Source organism: Enterococcus sp. HMSC078F03 (genome assembly GCF_001811595.1).
Classification (GTDB): domain Bacteria; phylum Bacillota; class Bacilli; order Lactobacillales; family Enterococcaceae; genus Enterococcus; species Enterococcus faecalis.
In genome coordinates, this window is the sequence record NZ_KV805555.1 from 1 (window position 1) to 21,505 (window position 21,505).

Genomic DNA, 21,505 nt, shown 5'->3' on the forward strand with positions numbered 1-21,505 from the left:
ATTTTATTCTAACTTAATTTGACAAATCATAAAATCTAAAAAATAGTTGGCAATATCCTTTTGAGTGACTAAGGAGTCATTATTTTGGTACTGTTGCACATAGAGTCCGCTGATTTTTTGCAGATCCAACTCCCCGCTTTCAAACAACTGGATTCCAGTATTCTCCTCTTTGATCGTGGAACCTTTGATTTTATCCAACTTAACTACCGCTTGATCGTAATACTCAGGATTTTTGGCAAGCATCTATTCTGCACCGGTCTGTTGCCAGTCTTTCAGAATGAAAGGTCCCGTATAGAGCAAGTCTTCACTTGTTTTCCCATATGCCGTCCCTTTTTCTTCAACATAAGACTGTCTTTGAGGCGCTAACCAGCCAATCGACACCACCGATAAAAAAGAAGGTTGCAGCTGTTCCAAATGGACGACAAAGGTCTTTTCATCCGGTGTTTCTAAGCCAATCGTCGCAATGTCTGCTTTCCCTTCGCGAATATCTTGACTGTTGACGACATTGTCTAAAAGATACGCATTAGGCCCCATGGTTTTAGGATCGACCAGTTTCTTCCAAGCATAAGCAAAATCTGCTGCTTGCACTTGCTGCCCATCACTCCATTTGGCTTCTTCCTTTAGTTTAAAGGTATATGTCTTGCCATCTTCACTGATGACTGCTTCCTCCGCCAAACCGGGAACTGGCTGACTCTTTTCATCAAAACGATACGACCCTTCAAAAAGATGCTGGATAACGGTAAACGTAACTTTATCCGTTGTTTGCGTCGTATCTAATGTTGTCAACTCTGCCGGTAAGCTGACTGAAATCTCTTGAACTTCTGGATCTGTCTCCTTTGCGGACGATCCAGTCGTGCTACATCCTGCTAACAAAAAACTTAAAATTCCTACAACAACCAAACTCTTTTTCATTTACTCTCCTCTTTCCTTTTCACTTGCGAGTTGCAAGCTTGATCAAATAAAAAAATTCTCGTCCCTTTGCTGATCATCATTGATCAACAAAAGGACGAAGACTTCGTGTTACCACCCTTTTTCGTGTCATTTTTACAAATAACACCTCATCAGTACGTATGCATACTCGGCAGGATAACGGCTGCGTTCCGTCTAACCAGCGTAAACCAGTTAAAAGACTCTGAGCTCATCTTCACTTAGCGTTCTGTCCCCTTTCTCACCAACTCGGGTTCTCTTTAAACAGTCATCAAAGCTACTCTTCTCATCGATGTCCTATATTCTACTGAATTGATAAAAGTATACTATTCCTCGTTTTTCTAGTCAAACAGTTTTTAGAATTTTCAATCTTTTCAATAATGGCTTCGAGACTTTTTGGAGGGCAAATACTTGCCAGCTTAGTGTTTTTTTTCTAAGATAAAGAAAAGAAACCTTGCTCGAAAGGATGAAATCAATGAAACTTGCTGAAGCATTATTACTACGAAGAGATCTTGAATCCAAACTCACTCTGTTACGAGAAGAGATTGCCAGTAGTGCCGTGATCCAAGAAGGCGATACGTTAGACCGCAGCATCGACGACTTACTGCTGGATTATGAAACAACAAACCAAGAATTTGCCCAGTTGGTCATTGCAATCAATCAGCGAAATGCGGTCGCCAAAATCGGTGAACAAGAAACGATTGCTGCTGCATTAGAGAAACGGGAAGCTTTAAGGCGTTCGCATGCGATGCTAACGGCAACATTGGAAGCAGCCAAGGTTGCTCCACGGATGGGACGTAATGAGATTCGTATGATCCGAACGATCGATACCAAGCAAATCACCGACCGTTTGAATCAAACCGCAAAAGCCTTACGTGAATTAGACGGGCAGATTCAACAAACAAATTGGCTTGTTGATTTATAAAACAGCTGGGTGGGAGTCAAAAGCGAGCACAAAGCAGGTACAGGCTTATATGTACACCAATGGGGTCTGGCAGGGACCAGTTTAATGACTGCTGTTCAGTTACAAGCGTACAACTTATATTTTTCAATTAACGACCACGTGCTGGTTTGACAAGGTGGGTGCCTCTGTTTATCTTTTGTTACTCAAAAGGTAAACAGAGGTTTTTTTTTCAACAAGACCTCTTTCAAAAGCAAAAGACCCCCTGATCCGTTTCCAACATAGGAAACCAGATCAAGGAATCTTTGATCGTTTAGCTATATAGGTTGAATTAAATACTTTACATCCGCACGCACAGTCGGTCAATCACCTCAAGGGGACGCTCGTTTACATCAGCTAAGAAACCGCGGACCGACTGTTTGATTTTCTGGACGTGGTCAAGATGACCGATTCCTTGAGCCACTTCCAAACGCCTTCCATTAGGTTCAACTGAGGGCTGTAGGGAGGGAGGAAGATGAGTGCCAGGCGCCTTGCGTTTTCTTCAAAAAATTCTAACATTCCTTCTTTTACTAACAATTCGCGAGTCGAAGCGATCGTACGATGAGTCAAGATATAATGTTTAGATCCTTGTTGTTTCAATTGCGTCAATGTGTCATACACATGATCAAATGTGACAGGTTGACGTGTATCAAGCGTTTCGTATTGATGGAAATCATCTGAGAATTCTCGAAAGTCCAAATGATATTTTTCAGTCAATGCTTTTGAAGATTTTTCTTTCAATAATCGATAAACAGCTTTTGGATCAGCAACTACTTGCCGATCTTCTAAAGCTTTCATCATGCTGTCAAGCATGATCGGATACGTATCGAACAACGTCCCGTCAAAATCCCATATATATGAATCAAACATTATTTTCTCACTATCTTCCTAATTTTTAAATGAATGGATTGGTGCCGGGATCCGCCCGCCTCGTTGGATAAAGTCCGTCGATTTCGCCGAATTCGTCCGCATGACTGGAGCAGTCCCCAGCAAACCGCCGAATTCGACAGAATCGCCGACTTTTTTATCTTTAGCGGGGATGATCCGCACCGCCGTTGTTTTATGATTGATGACACCGATCGCAGCTTCATCAGCGATCATCGCCGCAATCGTCTCCGCTGGTATATCTCCTGGGATCGCGATCATGTCCAGACCCACTGAACAAATGGCGGTCATCGCTTCTAATTTCTCCAGATTCAGATAGCCTTCTTCTACGGCTTTGATCATACCTGCATCTTCAGAAACCGGGATGAATGCGCCTGATAAGCCTCCCACATGGTTGCAGGCCATCACGCCGCCTTTTTTCACAGCATCGTTCAATAAAGCCAGTGCGGCCGTTGTACCGTGTGTGCCGACAGCTTCCAAGCCCATTTCTTCCAAGATCAACGCGACACTATCACCAACTGCCGGAGTAGGAGCTAATGACAGATCCACAATACCAAAGGGTACGTGCAATCGCTCAGAAGCGATTTGACCGACTAATTGTCCCATCCGCGTGATTTTAAATGCCGTCTTCTTAACTGTTTCAGCAACCACATCGAAAGATTCGCCTTTGACCTTTTCCAGAGCGCGTTTTACTACGCCCGGTCCGCTGACACCGACATTGATCTCGCAATCTGCTTCACCGACCCCGTGGAATGCTCCCGCCATGAAAGGATTGTCTTCCACCGCATTCGCAAAGACTACCAACTTCGCACAGCCCATATCTGAAGCTTCGGCGGTTTGTTTGATGGTTTCACCCATCAATTTGACAGCGTCCATATTGATCCCTGCCCGTGTCGAACCAATATTGACAGAAGAACAGACAAATTCTGTTTCTGCCAAGGCTTCCGGAATCGATTGGATCAAGGACAGGTCCGCTCCTTGATAGCCTTTTTCAACTAATGCGCTATACCCGCCGATAAAATTGATCCCCACCGCTTTTGCGGCTTTGTCCAAAACTCGCGCAAAAGCAACACAGTCTTGCCCGCCGCTTGCGGAAGCAACGATTGCGATCGGCGTTACCGAGATCCGCTTGTTGATGATGGGGATCCCAAATTCACTGGCGATCTCGTCACCGACTTTTACAAGATTTTTCGCTTTGCTGGTGATTTTATTATAGATATTTTGACAAGTCTTTTCTGTGCTGGCATCGATACAGTCCAACAATGAAATACCCATTGTGATCGTCCGGATATCAAGATTTTCTTCTTCTACCATCCGGATCGTTTCAAGAATTTGTTTTGTTTCCATCATTTCCCTCCGAATTATAGTTTATGCATCGCATTGAAGATCTCTTCATTTTGAATGCTGATTTTGACGCTCAACGTGTTTTCAACTTGACTCAATGCTTGCTTGATCGCTTCTAAATCAGCCTCTGGTTGCATTTGCAACATCATCATCATGGTAAAATAATCTTCCATGATCGTTTGAGATACATCTAGAATATTGATATTCAATTCTGCCAACTTCTGGCTGACACCGGCAATGATCCCAACCTTGTCCTTCCCGACCACCGTTAAAATAGCTTTCATTATTCTTATTCCTCCAATTCTTTCAATAGTATACCATAATTTATGATAGTTTTATGAAAAATTCTGAAACAAAGGGCTATTTCCTTCAGCCAATATTCGTCTTTAGAGGATCGATTTATTGACGATCTGCAAGTTCTTATCAAAGCGGTAGTGGATCGGCTGCGCATTGGGAATATCAATGGTATCCATTTGGTCTTCCGGTACATCCTCCAAATATTTCACCAGTGCCCGCAGACTGTTGCCATGTCCGGTAATCAAAACATTCTTACCCGAACCCAACAGCGGCGCGATCTCGTCTTGCCATAATGGCGCGACCCGCTGGACCGTCATTTGCAGATTTTCTCCATGAGGAATGTCTTGATCTGCCAATTGTGCGTAACGGCGATCAAAATGGTTTTCTTCTACTAATGGAGGCATTTCATAATAATCTCGACGCCAGCGTTTGACTTGATCTGCCCCGAATTCTCGTGCCATTTCATCCTTATTTTTCCCTACTAAAGCGCCATAATGCCGCTCGTTCAGACGCCAGGTTTTAAATGTCGGTATCCATAACTGATCGCTTTCTTCTAAGATGATCTGGCAAGTCAATGATGCCCGCTTCAATACTGACGTAAATGCAGCGTCAAACTCGATCTGCGCGTTTTTGATTTTTTCCCCTGCCTTACGAGCCTGTTCCTGTCCTTTTTCTGTCAGAGAAACATCCAGCCATCCCGTCCAATAATTTTCAAAATTTGCTTCACTTTCCCCGTGCCGCATCAGTACTACATCCATATGTCTTCCACCTCTCTTCCTTTATTATCCCAGTTTCTTTGAGAAATGTCATTTGCAGTTGACATCTTTTTCATCTTTTTCATAAAATTTTCTTAAAGCTGTACCAATTGATTTTAAAAAATCTAAAGAACTGAGTTTATGCTATCAAGCATCTTTTTTGTAAGCATTAACAAATTGCTCTTTTTTTGCTGTATTTTTTGTATAAATCAGCTATTTGTGGTTCTATTAAACTATGATAATATGTAATTTGCAAATATTCTGAAAAAAATTGAGGAGTTATCATGAGAGACCTAACTATAGGCACCCCAGCAAAGTTGATTTTTTTATTTACCATTCCATTACTCGTGGGGAATATTTTCCAACAGTTCTATAATATAGTAGATATGATCATTGTTGGGCAAACGATCGGTAAAGAGGCATTGGCAGCAGTCGGCGCGACAGGAAGTATCACATTTTTGATCATTGGTTTTGCTCAAGGTTTGACCGCTGGATTATCTATCATCACGGCGCAACGTTTCGGCGCTCAGGATTTTCGCGGTGTAAAGAAAAGTTTTGCTGTTGCTATTATAATTAGTTTCACAGTAACTGCTATTTTGACTGTTTTGAGTTTAGTATTTTTACGTCCGTTATTATTGCTGATGCAGACACCGCCGGATATTATCCAACAAGCACAGGAATTTATCTGCGTGATCTTAGGCGGTATGTTTGCCTCAATGGCGTTCAATCTTCTTTCAAATATGATTCGAGCGCTAGGAGATAGCCGAACACCTTTGTTCCTTTTGATTTTCGCTGTGATCATCAATGTGATTTTGGATTTGGTGTTTATTATCAATTTCCACATGGGGATCGCTGGGGCTGGGTATGCGACAGTTATCGCGCAAATTTCCGCAAGTTTGATGTGTGTCATCTATATCAAACGGAAAATCCCGTTGCTGCAAGTCTCTAAAAGTGATTTCAAAATAGATAAAGACACTATTTTCACTCATTTGAATGCGGGCTTGCCTATGGCTTTCCAATCATCCATCATCGCTATTGGAGCGGTGGTATTGCAGTCTGCTCTAAATAGTTTGGGAACAGATGTCGTAGCGGCTCAAGCTGCCGCGGGAAGGATCGACCAATTTGCCACTCAGCCAATGATGTCTTCGGTTGTGCGGTCTTTATATTTACTAAATAGCTTGCCAATATAACCAGACAGTGCATAGCCAACCATATTAAAATGGCCAATAGCAGTTGCATCACTTCCTGTAATCTTACGCATGAAGGGCTGACATAATTGAGGCAATGCTGCGGAGAAGAAGCCAAGTAATAATCCACCAACGATAATTGCGGCTACATCCGAGAAGTTATGCGCTTTCAAAATCAAAGATAACACACACGCAAAGAACAAACTATGACCAGTCGTAAAAAAGATATTTTTGAAAGGAGTAATCCTAGCAATTACTAAGTTCATGATAAATCCCAAAATCAGCGTACTACTCGTAACAAACGCAAATTCTGTCTGCGCTAATGCTGTCGCTGCTTCAGGAGAAGCACTCCCTTGATAAGAAATCCGGTTTGGAACAACGTATTGAAGTTCTGCAAAGCCCCTGTCATGATCGTGCCACCTGCATTAAAGATCAAAAAGCCAATAATTGTCTTAGAGGTTCCAGTCAAGACTTCTGTTCCAGACTTTTTTTGTGCTAATAAGCCTATCATAGCCACAAGCCCTAATAGTACTGCGGGCGTACTTAAGAAGCTAATAATAAAATCCATTTTCAGCCTTCCTTTCTAACTACTGTTTTTCTAACTCAATAAATGTTTCTTCAAGTTTTATCTTAATTTCATTCTTATCCACAATATTCGCAATGCCAACAATCTTCTGTGGTAAATTTTTTTCTATTAATTCATTCGCTACATCAGGCAAAGTAATGATCATATCTCCTTGAAAACCTGGCACACCATCTAAAGATGAATGTTCTACTTCTAACGGAAAGTTATTTTCTTTAACAACTTCATTGACTTTGATCTTTAGCATCAAACTTGATCCTACTCCTGCACGGCAAGCTACTAAAGCTTTATGACTATTCATGTTTATTCTCTCCTTCTGCTTTTTCAATATAGTTTTTAAATTCTTCTCTAGATGAAACGACTTTGATAAATTTTAGAAAATCTGGATTTCCTAATAAATTTGCCAATTCTGATAGCAATTCAATATGCGCTTGGTTATTCTTGGCGCTTAATGAAAAAAGATATTTAACTGGATCATTGGTGCGATGACCTGAAGTAACTGGGGTCTTCAATCGCATAAATCCAATAGCTACATCTTTTGCTCCACTTTCCACCGTTGCATGAGGTAAAGCAATATTTTCAGTAATAACGATATATGGACCGGTCTCTTCGTAAATCTTCAAAATTGTTTCGACATATTTTTCAGTTACTACATCTGCTTCTAAGAAAGGTTGCAAAGCTTTTCTTATTGCTTCTTCAAAGTTATTTGCCTGAACATCTAGTTGAATATATTCATCTTTGATTACTTTACTTAACACTTATTTCGCCTCTATTTCATTTATTACTTATGCACGTCTATACTATAAGTTACTCTGCCTTACTTGACAATATAAACTGGGTTCACTTTTTTATAGTGAAAAAACAAAAAGCGTGCTCTAATGGGAATTTATTCTTATTTTCTGTGCCAAGAGCGTTTGACCCATAAAAAAATAGCCTTCTCTCAAAAAAACAGTTCGTTTTTTCTTCCCTATAAAAGAAAAAACGAACCAAAATAAGGCTGGGGCAGAAGTGCTTCACTCTGAGAAATAAGCCGAAATTCACGAAAATTATTTTTCAAATTTTTGTGAATTTCGGCTTATTTAAGAAGGAGTTGCTTCTACCCCCGCCGTTTATTCATTTTTAAAGAATGAGACAAAAGTGTTTCTTACTTTTATCCCACGCTCATTTTGATTCTACATAAATTCAAAATAAAAAAACCTTTACCCTATACTTGAAGTTAGGATAAAAGCTTTTTATTTTCGGTCAATCATCACTTCAGAAAACCAATCATCGAAAAATGATCACCCATTCGCAATCAGTTTGATTCACTTAAGGAATCTTTTAAGGAGATTGCTTCTCCGTTACGTTTCCGCGCGCTTAATTCCCCAATCGCTGTGAATAACAGATCACTAGAAGAGTTCAAAGCTGTTTCTACCGAATCTTGGATCACACCGATAATAAATCCTATCCCTACAACTTGCATTGCAATCTCATTCGAAATACCAAACAAGCTGCAAGCCAAAGGAATCAATAGCAACGAACCTCCCGCAACGCCTGAAGCTCCACAAGCAGCAATGGCTGCCAACAGACTAAGGATCAATTTTGAAGCAAAGGACGCTTCGATCCCTAATGTTTGTACCGTCGTCAATGTCATCACGGTAATCGTTACAGCAGCGCCCCCATATTGATGGTCGCTCCAACGTAATCGAGATCGCATAGGATTCCTTTGTTAATTTCAATCGTTCGGCTAACATCATATTGATAGGAATGTTGGCTGCTGAACTACGTGTAAAGAAGGCGGGAACCGCACTTTCTTTTAAGCAAAAGAAAATCAATGGATAGGGATTTTCTTTGATAAATAAGAAAGTCAGAAGCGGATAAACAACTAAAGCGACAAATAACATGGTTCCTACTAATACCAGAACTAGTTGAAGATATTCTGCTAAGCCAGACAACCCTGTCGTTGAGATCGATTGATAAACTAATCCTAGGATACCGATCGGTGCAAACGCAATGATCAGCTGCACTACGTATGACAAGGCTACAGAAACTTGATCCACGACTTCTTTAGTTGTTTCCGTATGACTACGCAAAGCCAGCCCTAACAAGACGGCCCAGAACAAAACGCCTAAATAATTTGATTCAATGATTGCTTGGATCGGGTTTTGTGTCACGTTAGTCAACATCGTAGATAAGACACTGCCGATATTTTGTGGCGCCTTTTCAGAGACCTGTTCTTGCAAAGTGATTGGGATCGTAAAAATCGAACTAACGACTACTGCAACTAACGCAGAGAGGAACGTTCCACCTAAGTATAAAAATAAAATAGGTTTGACATAGGTTTCATTCCCAACTTTATGTTTTGCAATCGAAGCTGCCGTCAGAAAAAATACCAAGAGAGGAGCAATGGCTTTTAAGCAACTGACAAATACAGTCCCCAATATGGTGATAAACGTCCATGAGGGTAAAAAAATACCAACTATAATACCAACTATGATACCGCAACTAATTCGTTGAACTAAAGACATATCCAAAAACTTATCTAACAAATAATCACCCCTATATAGTTTAACCATCATTTTAACATCTCTAAAATAGAAATAAAAGATAAACTTTCTAAAAATTCAAACTATTAAAGAGGATCGGACAGAAGCGTTTAAATCCGAGAAATAAGAAGGAGTTGCTTCTGCTCCCACCGTTTATTCTTTTTTAAAGAATGAGTCAAAAGTGTTTCTTACTTTTGTCCCACGTTCGTGGGGAAAAAATTAACGAAATGATGATTTATTGATTTGAAATAAAGAATAGGTTAGATTCTAGGCGGAATTCATCAGTAGTCTTGTTCTTGTAGACTTTCAATAAATCCATTTTTTGAATGATTTTTTCTGTTACTGAAACACTACGGGTACAAAGGGCATTTTTAATTTTGTGTTATTTCATTATTACTCATCTCTCATTACAACAACATTGTACTGTCAAAAAAATCCTCATTTATGATACGGAGCTGGGTATCATGAGTGAATGATATTTATAAATCACTGGATATTGAAGTATATTCTGTTTTCTCAACTTATTTAGTCAGATTTTTTAATGAAGATTTTTTGAGTAAAATTTCTATAATTCCTACTTATTGAAAAGTAGTTTGTAGTGCTGCTTCTACCTCTCTCATCTGTTCTACAAATTCCAAATAACTTGACGCAGCTTGCGGAATGAAAAAATGATATGTGAATATTTCTCCTCCTAGCCCGCTTAATATGCCTATTTTTTTATACCCATGATTTGCAGGAAGGGGATCGGAAGTAGGTTGCAGAAAGCCGCCTTTCATAATCTGTCGGAAACCGGACATCAAAACGGATTATTTTACTTGTCACATTTGTATTTTCTTGTGATGAAGTGCCAAATACATTATTTACTTGAGTGACATTCTCATTGTCCTGTCTGATATTGCTTCGTATAAAAGTACCAGATCCACGTCTCGTATATAACAAACCTTCATCAATAAGGAGTTGTATAGCTTTGCGGATAGTAACACAGCTTGTTTTAAACTCTCTAGCCAGACTTTCTTGCTCAGGTAATTTAGAACCTTCCTGATATTTTCCCTCAACGATCCTCTCTTTTAGAGCCAAGGCTATTTCTTTATATTTTGGCATATTTTCCCCTCATTTCATTGATCCTACAAAAAAATTAGTATATATACAAATTTTTGTAAAGTATATATACTAATAAATACAAAAATATTTTTATTGTTGGATACAGAAATCTATTTTTAACTGGGGATATCTTTGCCAGCTAATATCTTTGAGACTACACCTATCTTCATCTAAATGGATCAATTACTCGCTTTTTCCATTGACCTTCGTGGTACTTCTGCTTTCTGATAGTAAAAAACATTACTGAATGATCTTACTATATAACATACAGCGGAGATCTACTTCTTTATTAAGGATCTTCATGACGATATCTTTTTCTTTTTTCCGTTCGAAACCGCGTCGTTCATAAAATTGATACGTACAGCCGCTATCCGTGAACAGAAATACTTCTTTTCCTTGCTCTCGGCGTTCAAATTCTTTTAATAATTTACTACCGATCCCCTTGATCTTTAAATCAGGGTTGGCAGCTAAAAAGACAATTTCTCCATCTGGGGAATGTTTTTTTAAATAGTCTGAAAGCAATTCTTCATTGGTGTCGTCATACCCGCCTTTGCTGTCTTTCACAAATGCATTTTGTAAGAAATCAAATAGTTTAACATATAACTTTTAACTAAATGAATGATGCTTTTTTGATTTTCCTTTGATGTCTGCTAATAAAACACCTGCCAGCTCATCATCCGCATATAAAGCAATGATTTGTGTCGCGCGATTCAATTCTAGATACCAAAAGTATCTTCCATAAAGATTCAAAAGGAGTTTGTTCTTGGTATACCAATCAAAGTGCATACCTTTAATCGCGAATTGAATGGCTTTTTTGTAGTCTTTCTTTTCCAGTTGCTTAAAGGCTAATTCCATCACTTATTCTCCTATTCTTTAAATATTGATATGCTATACTTATATTATAATAGACAAGGTGTCGGTTATCTATGTTCAGATAGCGGTGAAATTGTCGGATAACCGACACAATTCCTTGATTATGTTGATTAGGAGGCTGCAAAATGAAAAAAGAGGATCGCCGCGTCAAAAAAACAGAAAAAGCGTTAGCAGAAGCATTATCAAAATTATTAGTAGATAAAAAAATTCAAAACATCACCATCCGTGAACTGACCGAAACTGCTGATCTTCACCGTTCGACATTTTATACACATTATACGGATATCTATGATCTTTATGAAAAACTGGAAAATAGCTTTTTCCAAGACTTGGATGAAATCATTTCCTACGATACGACACATAGCTACGAGGATCTATACGCTCATTTGATCGACTATGTCTATACGAATACGTTCGTATACAAGTTATTCGTCATCAACCACGGAGATATCCAATTTCAAAAGAGATTAAATAATCTGATCGAAGAAAATTATTTAAAAATCTGGCTACAAGAAGACAAAAAAACCGTGATCACAGAAGAAATGCGTTACTTCACCATCTACCATATCCAAGGGTGCCTCTCCGTTTTAAATCATTGGGTAGAAAGCAATTTTGCATACTCTAAGAAAAAAATGCTGACCTTCTTGCGCTTATTGAACGACAACATAGAACCTATCATGCCTTAAAAACAAACGAAAAAGGAAGCGTCGGGACGCTTCCTTTAAACAAAAATCCAATAAAATGATCTTGTGTATTTCCAATTATTTAGTAATGTCTCCGCTATCCTCAGATAACTTCGGTATTTTTCGAATGCCCAAAATAGTTAATAAAGCACCCAGCACCGCAAAACCAGTACCGAAAATCAGCATCTCCCATACACCGAAATGCTGCAGCAGACTGCCGCCCAAGACATTTCCTATCACCCCACCAAGAGTTGTGGCGATGATGATCATCGTTTGTCCAAATACACGATCATCATCCGCCAGAAATTGATTGAACAAATAAGCCGAAGCTGGAATAAACAAAGCGAAACTGAAGGCTTGTAGGAGATGCGTCATTTCCATCATCAGGATCGAACTGGCCAGTAGCATCATGAATCCTCTGACAGTAAATGAAATACTGGCAACAGACAGCCAAAATTTGCTGGATTTCTTTTTTGACAAGCTGTTCAAAAAAGATCATTCCCGGTAATTCGCATAAAGCGGCGATCATCAATGCGATGCCAACTTCTTTACTGCCACCGTGGATATTTTCAAAGATCTGTGCCAAAAAGCTGTTGATCATGGTGTGGAAAGTAAAAAGAAAACTGAAACCTAAAAACAACAAAATCAGGAAAGGATATTTTTTTCTCAAAGAAACTGAGCGATCCTGTTCTTTTGTCATAGGAAAAACTTCTTGATTTTTTACATCCGGCAGCAGATGCAAAATAACGAAAAATATCACTGCTTCAACTATAACCAAGATCGGCAAAATCGCGGCAGAATAAATCGCTAACAGCTGTCCCAGTAAAAAAGAAGTTACAACATAAGAAAATGAACCACCAGCTCTTGAAAAGCCAAAGTTGATCCTGTAGCCGGTATTTGAATACTCAAATGCCAGCGCATTGAGAAATGATTGCATAGAAACTACTAAAATCCCACCCAAGATATAAGTAATGATCGGCAAATTCGGAATCAATACCCCAGCTAAGAGAATCACTCCTAATCCTGCTATCATCGTCTTCAGCACGGTGATCAGTGGGATCTTTCTTTTCTTGATGATCACTTGACTGATAAAAGGCTGAAGCACCGTTGAAACAATATTGACCAATGCTAAGATCCCTCCGATTTTAGCTGGATCAATCTTGAAATAAATCAAAAACAATGTCGCAAACCCATAGACAGAACAAAACATCATCCAATAGAGAAATTGCAAACTTGTATAATAAAAACGAATCATTTTTCCGCTTGTTTGATCGCGCATACATCTCCCACCTTATTGGTTTTTCTTTAGCAATTTACTATAGCATACTTGTAGGGGTTTTACTATTTTTAAAAGTGGTGAAGAACTATGGAAATTAGGGTAGATTACAATATGCGTTGATCAATTAAAACATCTGTTAATAAAGACGGAAAAAAGATCATAGAAGCATCGTACTTTTTTAGCATACTAGCTTGGTCATTTTTTTCTGGAATTGAAGAAAATATATATATTCTAAAAACTATCCATCATCTCTTAGATTACGAGCTTTTTTTGCTGCAAAGGAAGTTAAAAAAAGCAGGGATCGAGTAATCGATTCCTGCTATATCTTGTACCAATATATTTCTTTCCAAAACTTAATATACATTGTATACTTCAATCAATATGATTCATTAAAACAAGTTTCATTATTCGTGATAAAGAAATCATAATTTCGGTAGTAGAATCATTCATTATCTTTTTTTACAACTGCTCTTTTTTCTTCCGAACTTTGATCTAAAGTAATTTTGGAATGGATATCAAGTTCTTGAAAGACATCCATCATTTCAGTTTGATCTTTATCAAAAATCATTGAAAAAGAATTATTCTTGCTTTTGTAAAATGAAATAAATGATTTATCGTCACCTAGTTTTTCTACTTGGACTTGAGGATATCGATTAAAGTTACCGTTCAATACTCCAAATCTAACAACAGAATCTTTTGCTAGACCCTCCTTCAAAAAACCATTGATCAAAATGACAGAAGCAAAAGCAACCAGTTTAATCTGATCAGTAAGATGTTCCGGCCAGAAAATCAACAGGATGGCGACTGTCAGTAAAATACTCAAACTCTTCCTTACAGGACTACTCTGAGCAAACACGATAATTTTCTTTTGATCGATTATTTGCAAAATAATCAGCAGTCCTAAAAAAACTGTGATCATAAGTGCTTCTGCCATCTTTCATCATCCTTTATTTTCATTTATCACCACTCAGCGATCGTACCGTCATAATTTTTCCATTGCGGATTGGTCCAAATCAAACCTTCTTGTGCAATTTCTTTGATTTTGTCTTCATCCATTTCCAAGCCCAGACCTGGTTTTGAAGGTAGATCTACGTAGCCGTCTTTATATTGGAAAACTTCTTTGTTCTTCACAAAATCTAACAGATCAAAACCTTTGTTATAGTGGATCCCTAAGCTTTGTTCTTGGATAAAGACGTTTGGCGTACATGAGTCTACTTGCAGAGTTGCTGCTAGTGCAACAGGACCATATGGCGCATGAGGCGCAACAGCCATGTCGTAAGCTTCCGCCATCGCTGCGATTTTACGGGTTTCCAAGATTCCCCCACAAAGAGCCACATCTGGTTGGATAATATCAACAGTACCTTGTTTAAAGAGGTTCTTGAATTGCCAACGAGTGTACAAGCGTTCACCAGTAGCTAATGGTACAGCCACAGAATCAGCTACTTCTTTAAAGTGTTCTTCATTTTCAGGTAAAACGACTTCTTCCAAAAACATTGGATGGAATGGCTCCAAAGCTTTTGCTAGCACTTTTGCCATCGGTTTATGGACCCGTCCATGAAAATCAACACCAATATCCATTGCATCACCAAAACGTTCGCGAATAGATGCAACTCGTTCCACCACTTCATCAACTTTTTGGTAGGAATCGATATAATGCAGCTCTTCTGTCGCGTTCATCTTGACGGCCGTAAAGCCCCGATCAAACCGATCTTGTGCTTGTTCTGCAACTTCACTTGGTCGATCTCCACCAATCCAAGAATAAACCTTGATTTTATCACGTGCTGCACCGCCCAATAATTCATAAACCGGAACATTAAACGCTTTTCCTTTGATATCCCACAGAGCCATTTCTAAACCCGAAACGATGGTTCCATTAATAGGACCGCCTCGGAAGAAAGATCGATGCATTTCTTGGAAGAGGCGCTCGATTTCAAACGGATTACGTCCAATCAGCCGGTTTCCTATCTCATAAGCTCCAGCAACAACCGTTTCTGTTTTAGTTCCTGAGATCATTTCTCCCCAGCCTTCGATTCCTTCGTCAGTCGAGATCTTAACAAAAATCCATCTTGGTTTTACTTTATACACTGTGACATCTGAAATTTTCAATTTAAACCCTCCTACTATTGTGCCTTCAATGGTTCATCCATTTCATGATTAACTTTTTTGATACCATCGAAGTAATACCATGCGCCCGCAAAGGCTAATAACAACACTGGAATACCGATGATTGGTTTGTAAGCAAATGCGATAAATACCAAATAACTTTGGATCATGGAAGTCGCAGCAAATGATGAGATTAACATTGAAGAAGTTCCTAAGTTAATACCAACCGATTTGGCAATTGCTGTCAGCATTGGCGCAGTAGCTGACCCACACCATAGCAATGAAGCTGTCACAACTAAGCCAATAATGATATTTTTTAATAAATTACCACGAGTCAAGGCAACGACCATTGCCACGCGGAAAGGAACAACCGCTAAATCTGCGAATGGTAACACACGGTTTCCTGGCAATACTAAAGCTAATGCAATCGTTAGTGGAATAATGATCAATGCTGTTGTGATAACATCTGGATTACCTACAACAACTGCAGCATCCAATCCGATAAATAAACGTGTACCTTTGAATTTTTTTTGTGACCATTTTTGTGCAGCATCTGAAATTGGCATCAATCCTTCCATAAATAATGAAGTCATCTTAGGAATCAAAACCAAAACAGCTGACATGCTGACACCTAATTGTAAAACCGCTTTGATATCATAGCCGGCTAAAACACCAATCACCATCCCGATAACTAACCCCATGATCATAGAATCACCAAAAAATCCCAAATATTTTTGTGCATCTTTGATGGTGAATTTTGATTTTCTGAATAACGGGATACGATCCAGCAGCCAATTTAACGGCCAAGCAATAACCAGTGATGAGAGCGCAGAAACAGTTGGTAAAGAAACACCAGGGATTCCGAAGAAACTTTCTACCATCGGTTGCGACCAGTCTGAAATCTTAAAAGTCGCAATTGCCATCACTACTGATGCACCTACACCTAAGAAGACATTCTTAGTCACAAAATACACCATAACACCAACGATTGCCATATGGTGATAGTTCCAGATATCAACATCCAGCGTATGTGTACGTTTCAAAATCAGCAAAACGATATTGACCAATAGAATGGCAAAAATCAAGATTGGAATGATTGGCGATGCCCAAGTAACAGCCGCAATCGAACCCCACCCAACATCCAAAGCATCTAGTTTAACACCAGTTCGATCAACCATCGCCTTGGCAGCTGGTCCAACATTGGTCGTCATAAAGTCCAATATCAACTTGATCCCGGCAAAACCGATACCTAATGTCAAACCTGATTTAAAAGCACGAGAAATCTTTAACCCAAAAATCAAACCAATAATCGTGATGATGACTGGCAACATAACTGTTGGTCCAGCGTCAATAAAGAAGTTAAAGACGTTCATAATGATTTTCATTTTTTCAGCTCCTTTGATCAGCTATTATTTCAGTAAGTTCAAAATCTCTTCCATTGTTTGATCGGCACCGATACCTGTTAAAATCGGCATCCCTTTGATTACTTGTACACCACCTGTTTGACCATCAAATTGACCAGTCGTCACCAATAGATCATAGTCTTGAACTTTTCCTGGAACTTCCATCAATTTTGTTTGAGTCGTTGAAACATCAATGCCATGTTGTTGCAAATACTCTCTAACTTTTGTTGCTACTACTGTTGAAGTGGCGATACCATTTCCGCATGCTACTAAAATTCGTTTCATTATGATTTCCTCCTTATATTAAAAAACCGCTTTCTTTAATAGTTCTAATAATTCAGTATCATTGCCTGCTCTGATCATTTCTTGCCGCAGTGGCTCATCTTGTATGATTCCAACAATTTTTTGTAACATTTCAACTTGCCCATGTGGTTCCCCAATCGCCATCATGATCACAATTTGGATTGGTAACTGCTCATTGTTATTTTCCATATTATGAAATAGGACCGGATCTTTAAGAGTCGCAATTGCTAAAGTTGTTTTATTGACCATTTCATAGTTTGCATGGGGAATTGCGATTCCTGGTGGTGTTGATGGTAATCCAGTAGGGTATTCTTTTTCCCGTTCTTGGATTGCTTGAATATATTCCTCCTTCACGTAGTTTTTTTTGTACATCTCGCTTGCCAAAAACGCTAAGACTTCACTATCTGTTTTTGCTTGAACATTTCGAAAAACGAGTTCCTCATTCAAATAAAGTTCCAAAGGCCTCACTCCTATTTAATAACCTCAATTAATTCTTTCATCGAACGTGCTAAGTTTTTAACATTTAGCTCTTCGATGTCTTGTTTGTTGAACATACCGGAACCAAGACCTAAATAGCTAGCACCTTGTTCAAAAAACTCTTTCGCATTCTCCTTACTGATTCCACCAACCCCCATTAGTGGTAACTTACCTAAAGGTGCTTGAATATCCTTGAAAAAACGCGGAGTAACAACCGCTGCAGGAAATACTTTTACAATATCAGCTCCTTCTTTAAACATACGGTCGACTTCTGAAGGAGTCATTGCGGCAGGTACCGCCAATAATCCTTTCTTATTGGCGTAAGACAACATTTCTTTTGTGAACATATGTGGTCCTAATAAAAATTTTGCACCAGCCTCATAGCAGGCTTGGGCTTGTTCTAATGTCCTTACCGTCCCAGCGCCGATATAAGTCGTGTCACCATAACGTTGATTTAGTTCATGTATATTTTCAAGAGCTCCTTTTGTGTTCATTGTCATCTCTACGGCAAATTGATGGTCAAATTCCTGCATTGCTTGTAAAATAGCATCTGCCTGATCAAAAGTATAACCACGCATGATCACTGTCAATTTAGGATAATCTGCTAGTCTCATGTTTTCCTCCTTAAGATCTTTGTCTTAATAGTTGATAAACTGTCTTTTCGTCATCAGCAATCAATAACTGCTCAATCAATGAATCATCTTTGGCGATATCAGCGATTTGATTGATGGCTCGCAGATGCTTCGTTAAATCAAAAAATGAAAGCGGCAAAATCAAGCTGACATCTTCACCATTAGGAAATCGTATCGGCTTTTTACAAACTAAAATGCTGACACCGTCACTGATTACACCTTTATCGACCGTTGTATGGGGAATGCAAGTCTTCATTCCCAAGTAACCTGCATATCCCGGTTGTCTGATTTGATCCAAGCAATCAGCGATAAAACGCGAGTCAATGATTTGATGTTCCAATAACGGTCGGCAAGCCACCTCCACTGCTCGTTCCCAAGACATCTCTTCTTCAACGATTTGTACATAACTCGGCCGCAAGTAATAAGTCAATGAAGGCAATACCTTGAAGTTGTCCAGCGGCGTGCTTCCATCTTCCTTGATCAAAAAGTACTGCAGTTCTTCTCGCAACGAAACTGGATTGGTGATATTTGCATATTTCCTAATGATTGTTAACAATTCATCCATTGCTCGATCAACCTTAGTAATTCCTAAATCACTCAAAACTCGATATCGTAAACTGATTTGTTGCTGATATGTCATGATTGGCTCGATCATAAACTGCAGCATAGAACTTTTTAGTGGCGTCGTAGTAAAGACCAGATCATAATCAGCTTCAAATTTGTAGAAATCACGCACAGATAGGGAAGCTAAAAAATGGATCTCTGGAAAAAGTTTTTCCATATTGGCTCGTACTAACTTTGAGACCATGACACCATTAGTACAAACAACTACAGCCCTTTGTCGTTGCTTATTCAATTTATTATGATTACTTAATTGATAGCCAAAGTAATAGGATAAAAGATCTAATTCATCATTTGGAAAGGCCTTATTTAGCCAATTCTCAATAGGAATAATCAATTCTTTCATCAAATCAATCAAAATCGCATGATTACTATCCTTGATCAGACTATCTATTGAATAAACTCCTAAACTCAAGTTATAGCGTATTCGAAAACAGGCTGGACGCAGATGACTCAGTATCCTACGTTCAAAGTCTTCTCGGTCATCGATCAAAATCAACGTTTGATTTTGGAAATTTTCAACCATTTGGCTGATCAATTTTCGCAATTCTTGATCCGAATCATAATTTTGAGTAGTTTTGCTCTCAAAAATATTGGAAGTTAAAAATAATAACGTGAACCACTCCATATAACTTTTGGATAGACTCCAACCTGTTTCATGTACCAAGATCATCAGCATTCGGAATTCAGGAGTATCCGTCACATCATCGGGAAAAAACGCGTGCTTATCTGACATCTTGATCCCACGGCTTACTAAAAATCTCGCTGATGTCTGCAAATAGTCTACCGACTCATCAGAATAACTAAGATGCAACATTTGTTCCATGTTATGGATCAAATGGACGATTTCTTCTTCAGAAACATCTTGTGCCAATTTTCTGCGAATCATTTCTCGGCGAAAAATCGGATACCGTTTTACTAGATCCGATAACAGCTGTAAGATACGGTGTTCCGAACCAACCAATTGGTAACCATTCATCCGATTATATCGAATTGTCAGACTATAATTTCTGATGAACGGTTCCGTTCGTTTGATATCTTCCATAACAGTCGTCTTACTAACATCAACCGCATCTACCAAATGATCTAGACTGATGTAATCGATATTAGCGATCAGAGTCATCACTATCAATGCTTGTCTTTCACTATCAGTGAGAACGACAAGTTCCTGATCATCACCTATGTCGTAATCAGGCTGTGATATCATTTGGATAACCTCGATTGGTACCGTAATATTTCCAGAATGACTTCTCTGAATTAACGGAATGTTCTTTGTTTTCAATTCTTCATTAAATTGATTGATCGCGTAATTGATTTGACGACGTGTCAAATCAAGTTCACTTGTTAAAGTGGAAAGTTTCATTTCAGGGTTTTTAATAATCAGTTTGAGTATTTCACGAATTCGTTTATTCATTTTGACTATCCTCCTGACAAAATCATTATATACTTGTTCACATACGTTTCCGGAAAGCTTTCATCACGTTTTTTGTCACACTTGGTTTAATGTTTTGTCACACTAACAGCTATTTTTAAAATGAACGCTGTTATATCAAATGTAACATGGTATGACAATTATTTTAGGGCTAATGTGAATATTGGATGCTTTAGTAAATAAACACGGGACGTTGCTTCTTCAACACATTAAAGTATCTATTCCGTAACTAAATCAAGTCAGTCTAATTGAAAAAGAATAATATTAAACTGCTAAAAACAATGCTTTTGGGAGCGTCAATAATTTTGTGTAAATGGTTCTTCCCTACTGTAGATTGTTTCCAATTCTCCATCGGTTGACTCAGCATTTGTTCGAGCTCGCCTTCGGCCTGTTGGAAACCTTTATGACTGCGACCTAGGAATTTTTGGTTGTAAGTATCAAAAGACGAGACTAAGAAACGTTCCATCGACTCTTCATTTTGGAACTGTTCCTTGCGGTGGCTGTATTTCTTGATTTGCTTATTAAAGGATTCAATCAAGTTCGTAGAGTAAATAGTCTTGCGTATGGCTAATGGGAAATCATAGAAAGTGAGCAGGTAATCGTTCGAAAGGATCGATTCCACCATTTTTGGATAACTGGTTTTCCATTTTTCCGCAAAAGCACCACGTGCTTCCAATGCCGCCTTTTTAGATGACGCTTGATACACCATTTTAAAATCATCACAGACTTCCTTACGATCATCGACACGCACTTTGTGACTGATATTACGGGAAACGTGCACACAGCAATGTTGAAAACGGGCTTTGGGGTAGAACCGCTGCACGGCCCCTGCCATCCCCTTTAAGCCATCCGTGATGAAAAGGAGGACGTTTTTCACGCCACGTTCCTGGAGGTCTATTAAAATCTCTTCCCAAATCGTGATAGATTCAGTTGGTGCAATCGCATAGCTCAACACTTCCTTTGAACCGTCCGGGCGAATGCCAACTGCGATATGAATGGCTTCCTTGGCGACGGTTTTCCGCTTTAAAGGGATATAGGTTGCGTCCATATAAATAGCGGCATAACGGTCATGAAGCTCACGTTCCTTAAATGAAGTGACTTCTTCCGTAAATGATTTAGTCATATTGGACATGGTTTGGGGCGTGTAGTGATGCC

General features: G+C 38.9%; 19 protein-coding genes and 5 pseudogenes. 3 read left to right on the top strand and 21 right to left on the bottom strand.

The window, feature by feature from the left end; genetic code table 11:
* Positions 1-30 precede the first annotated feature (30 nt).
* Positions 31-912 (bottom strand): annotated as a pseudogene (locus HMPREF2810_RS05445) (ABC transporter substrate-binding protein); the annotation flags it as partial.
* Between the two features lie 490 nt (positions 913-1,402).
* Here HMPREF2810_RS05445 and HMPREF2810_RS05450 point away from each other — a divergent pair.
* Positions 1,403-1,852, top strand: a complete 450-nt coding sequence (locus HMPREF2810_RS05450) for a DIP1984 family protein (protein WP_002331389.1) — start codon at positions 1,403-1,405, stop codon at positions 1,850-1,852.
* 372 nt (positions 1,853-2,224) lie between these two features.
* Here the strand turns inward: HMPREF2810_RS05450 and HMPREF2810_RS15885 are convergent, their stop codons facing one another.
* The 4 genes from HMPREF2810_RS15885 to HMPREF2810_RS05470 all read right to left on the bottom strand — a co-directional run bounded on the left by HMPREF2810_RS15885 (position 2,225) and on the right by HMPREF2810_RS05470 (position 5,151).
* Positions 2,225-2,737 (bottom strand): HAD hydrolase-like protein, encoded by a 513-nt coding sequence (locus HMPREF2810_RS15885; RefSeq protein WP_002364868.1) that lies wholly within the window; start codon positions 2,735-2,737, stop codon positions 2,225-2,227.
* Between the two features lie 18 nt (positions 2,738-2,755).
* Positions 2,756-4,099 carry a PFL family protein gene (locus HMPREF2810_RS05460; RefSeq protein WP_002384854.1) on the bottom strand — a complete coding sequence of 448 codons (1,344 nt, stop codon included), beginning with the start codon at positions 4,097-4,099 and terminating at the stop codon, positions 2,756-2,758.
* Positions 4,100-4,113: 14 nt separating this feature from the next.
* Positions 4,114-4,380: an ACT domain-containing protein gene (locus tag HMPREF2810_RS05465; protein ID WP_002355434.1), complete on the bottom strand. Its 267-nt coding sequence runs from the start codon at positions 4,378-4,380 to the stop codon at positions 4,114-4,116.
* A 102-nt stretch (positions 4,381-4,482) separates the two neighbouring features.
* Positions 4,483-5,151, bottom strand: a complete 669-nt coding sequence (locus HMPREF2810_RS05470) for a 2,3-bisphosphoglycerate-dependent phosphoglycerate mutase (protein WP_002334632.1) — start codon at positions 5,149-5,151, stop codon at positions 4,483-4,485.
* Positions 5,152-5,432: 281 nt separating this feature from the next.
* Between HMPREF2810_RS05470 and HMPREF2810_RS05475 the strand changes: the two are divergent.
* Positions 5,433-6,293: pseudogene (locus tag HMPREF2810_RS05475) on the top strand (MATE family efflux transporter); the annotation flags it as partial.
* Here the strand turns inward: HMPREF2810_RS05475 and HMPREF2810_RS15300 are convergent.
* The 7 genes and pseudogenes from HMPREF2810_RS15300 to HMPREF2810_RS16215 all read right to left on the bottom strand — a co-directional run.
* Positions 6,287-6,903: pseudogene (locus tag HMPREF2810_RS15300) on the bottom strand (PTS transporter subunit IIC); the annotation flags it as partial. The pseudogenes HMPREF2810_RS05475 and HMPREF2810_RS15300 overlap by 7 nt on opposite strands.
* A gap of 19 nt (positions 6,904-6,922) precedes the next feature.
* Positions 6,923-7,219: a PTS sugar transporter subunit IIB gene (locus HMPREF2810_RS05485; protein ID WP_002370906.1), complete on the bottom strand. Its 297-nt coding sequence runs from the start codon at positions 7,217-7,219 to the stop codon at positions 6,923-6,925.
* Positions 7,212-7,676 carry a PTS sugar transporter subunit IIA gene (locus tag HMPREF2810_RS05490; RefSeq protein ID WP_002355429.1) on the bottom strand — a complete coding sequence of 155 codons (465 nt, stop codon included), beginning with the start codon at positions 7,674-7,676 and terminating at the stop codon, positions 7,212-7,214. The genes HMPREF2810_RS05485 and HMPREF2810_RS05490 overlap by 8 nt, the downstream gene beginning before the upstream one ends.
* Positions 7,677-8,212: 536 nt before the next feature.
* The gene (locus HMPREF2810_RS16020; RefSeq protein WP_250856661.1) at positions 8,213-8,551 is read right to left on the bottom strand and encodes a cation:dicarboxylate symporter family transporter; all 339 of its coding nucleotides are present in this window, start codon (positions 8,549-8,551) and stop codon (positions 8,213-8,215) included.
* On the bottom strand, positions 8,487-9,476 hold the full coding sequence (gene sstT / locus HMPREF2810_RS05500; protein ID WP_002392330.1) for a serine/threonine transporter SstT: 990 nt from the start codon (positions 9,474-9,476) through the stop codon (positions 8,487-8,489). The genes HMPREF2810_RS16020 and sstT overlap by 65 nt, the downstream gene beginning before the upstream one ends.
* A 684-nt stretch (positions 9,477-10,160) precedes the next feature.
* A complete protein-coding gene (locus HMPREF2810_RS05505; protein WP_002364876.1) occupies positions 10,161-10,544 on the bottom strand; it encodes a GntR family transcriptional regulator in 384 nt (127 codons plus the stop codon).
* A 240-nt stretch (positions 10,545-10,784) separates the two neighbouring features.
* Positions 10,785-11,399 (bottom strand): annotated as a pseudogene (locus HMPREF2810_RS16215) (GNAT family N-acetyltransferase).
* A gap of 143 nt (positions 11,400-11,542) precedes the next feature.
* Here HMPREF2810_RS16215 and HMPREF2810_RS05515 point away from each other — a divergent pair.
* The gene (locus HMPREF2810_RS05515) at positions 11,543-12,103 is read left to right on the top strand and encodes a TetR/AcrR family transcriptional regulator (RefSeq protein ID WP_002364878.1); all 561 of its coding nucleotides are present in this window, start codon (positions 11,543-11,545) and stop codon (positions 12,101-12,103) included.
* A 75-nt stretch (positions 12,104-12,178) separates the two neighbouring features.
* Here the strand turns inward: HMPREF2810_RS05515 and HMPREF2810_RS05525 are convergent.
* The 9 genes and pseudogenes from HMPREF2810_RS05525 to HMPREF2810_RS05565 form a co-directional block, all read right to left on the bottom strand.
* Positions 12,179-13,379: pseudogene (locus tag HMPREF2810_RS05525) on the bottom strand (MFS transporter).
* A gap of 442 nt (positions 13,380-13,821) precedes the next feature.
* Positions 13,822-14,313 (bottom strand): hypothetical protein, encoded by a 492-nt coding sequence (locus tag HMPREF2810_RS05530; RefSeq protein WP_002331206.1) that lies wholly within the window; start codon positions 14,311-14,313, stop codon positions 13,822-13,824.
* A 26-nt stretch (positions 14,314-14,339) separates the two neighbouring features.
* Positions 14,340-15,485, bottom strand: a complete 1,146-nt coding sequence (gene dgoD, locus HMPREF2810_RS05535; RefSeq protein ID WP_002331205.1) for a galactonate dehydratase — start codon at positions 15,483-15,485, stop codon at positions 14,340-14,342.
* Positions 15,486-15,499: 14 nt separating this feature from the next.
* Positions 15,500-16,867: a PTS galactitol transporter subunit IIC gene (locus HMPREF2810_RS05540; protein WP_002386123.1), complete on the bottom strand. Its 1,368-nt coding sequence runs from the start codon at positions 16,865-16,867 to the stop codon at positions 15,500-15,502.
* A 24-nt stretch (positions 16,868-16,891) separates the two neighbouring features.
* A complete protein-coding gene (locus HMPREF2810_RS05545) occupies positions 16,892-17,170 on the bottom strand; it encodes a PTS sugar transporter subunit IIB (RefSeq protein WP_048942208.1) in 279 nt (92 codons plus the stop codon).
* An 18-nt stretch (positions 17,171-17,188) separates the two neighbouring features.
* Positions 17,189-17,647 carry a PTS sugar transporter subunit IIA gene (locus tag HMPREF2810_RS05550; protein ID WP_002326530.1) on the bottom strand — a complete coding sequence of 153 codons (459 nt, stop codon included), beginning with the start codon at positions 17,645-17,647 and terminating at the stop codon, positions 17,189-17,191.
* 11 nt (positions 17,648-17,658) lie between these two features.
* Positions 17,659-18,279, bottom strand: a complete 621-nt coding sequence (locus HMPREF2810_RS05555; RefSeq protein WP_002331202.1) for a bifunctional 4-hydroxy-2-oxoglutarate aldolase/2-dehydro-3-deoxy-phosphogluconate aldolase — start codon at positions 18,277-18,279, stop codon at positions 17,659-17,661.
* Between the two features lie 10 nt (positions 18,280-18,289).
* On the bottom strand, positions 18,290-20,332 hold the full coding sequence (locus tag HMPREF2810_RS05560; RefSeq protein WP_002331201.1) for a BglG family transcription antiterminator: 2,043 nt from the start codon (positions 20,330-20,332) through the stop codon (positions 18,290-18,292).
* Between the two features lie 262 nt (positions 20,333-20,594).
* A partial coding sequence (locus HMPREF2810_RS05565; protein ID WP_002402689.1) for an IS256 family transposase occupies positions 20,595-21,505 on the bottom strand: 911 nt, incomplete at its 5' end.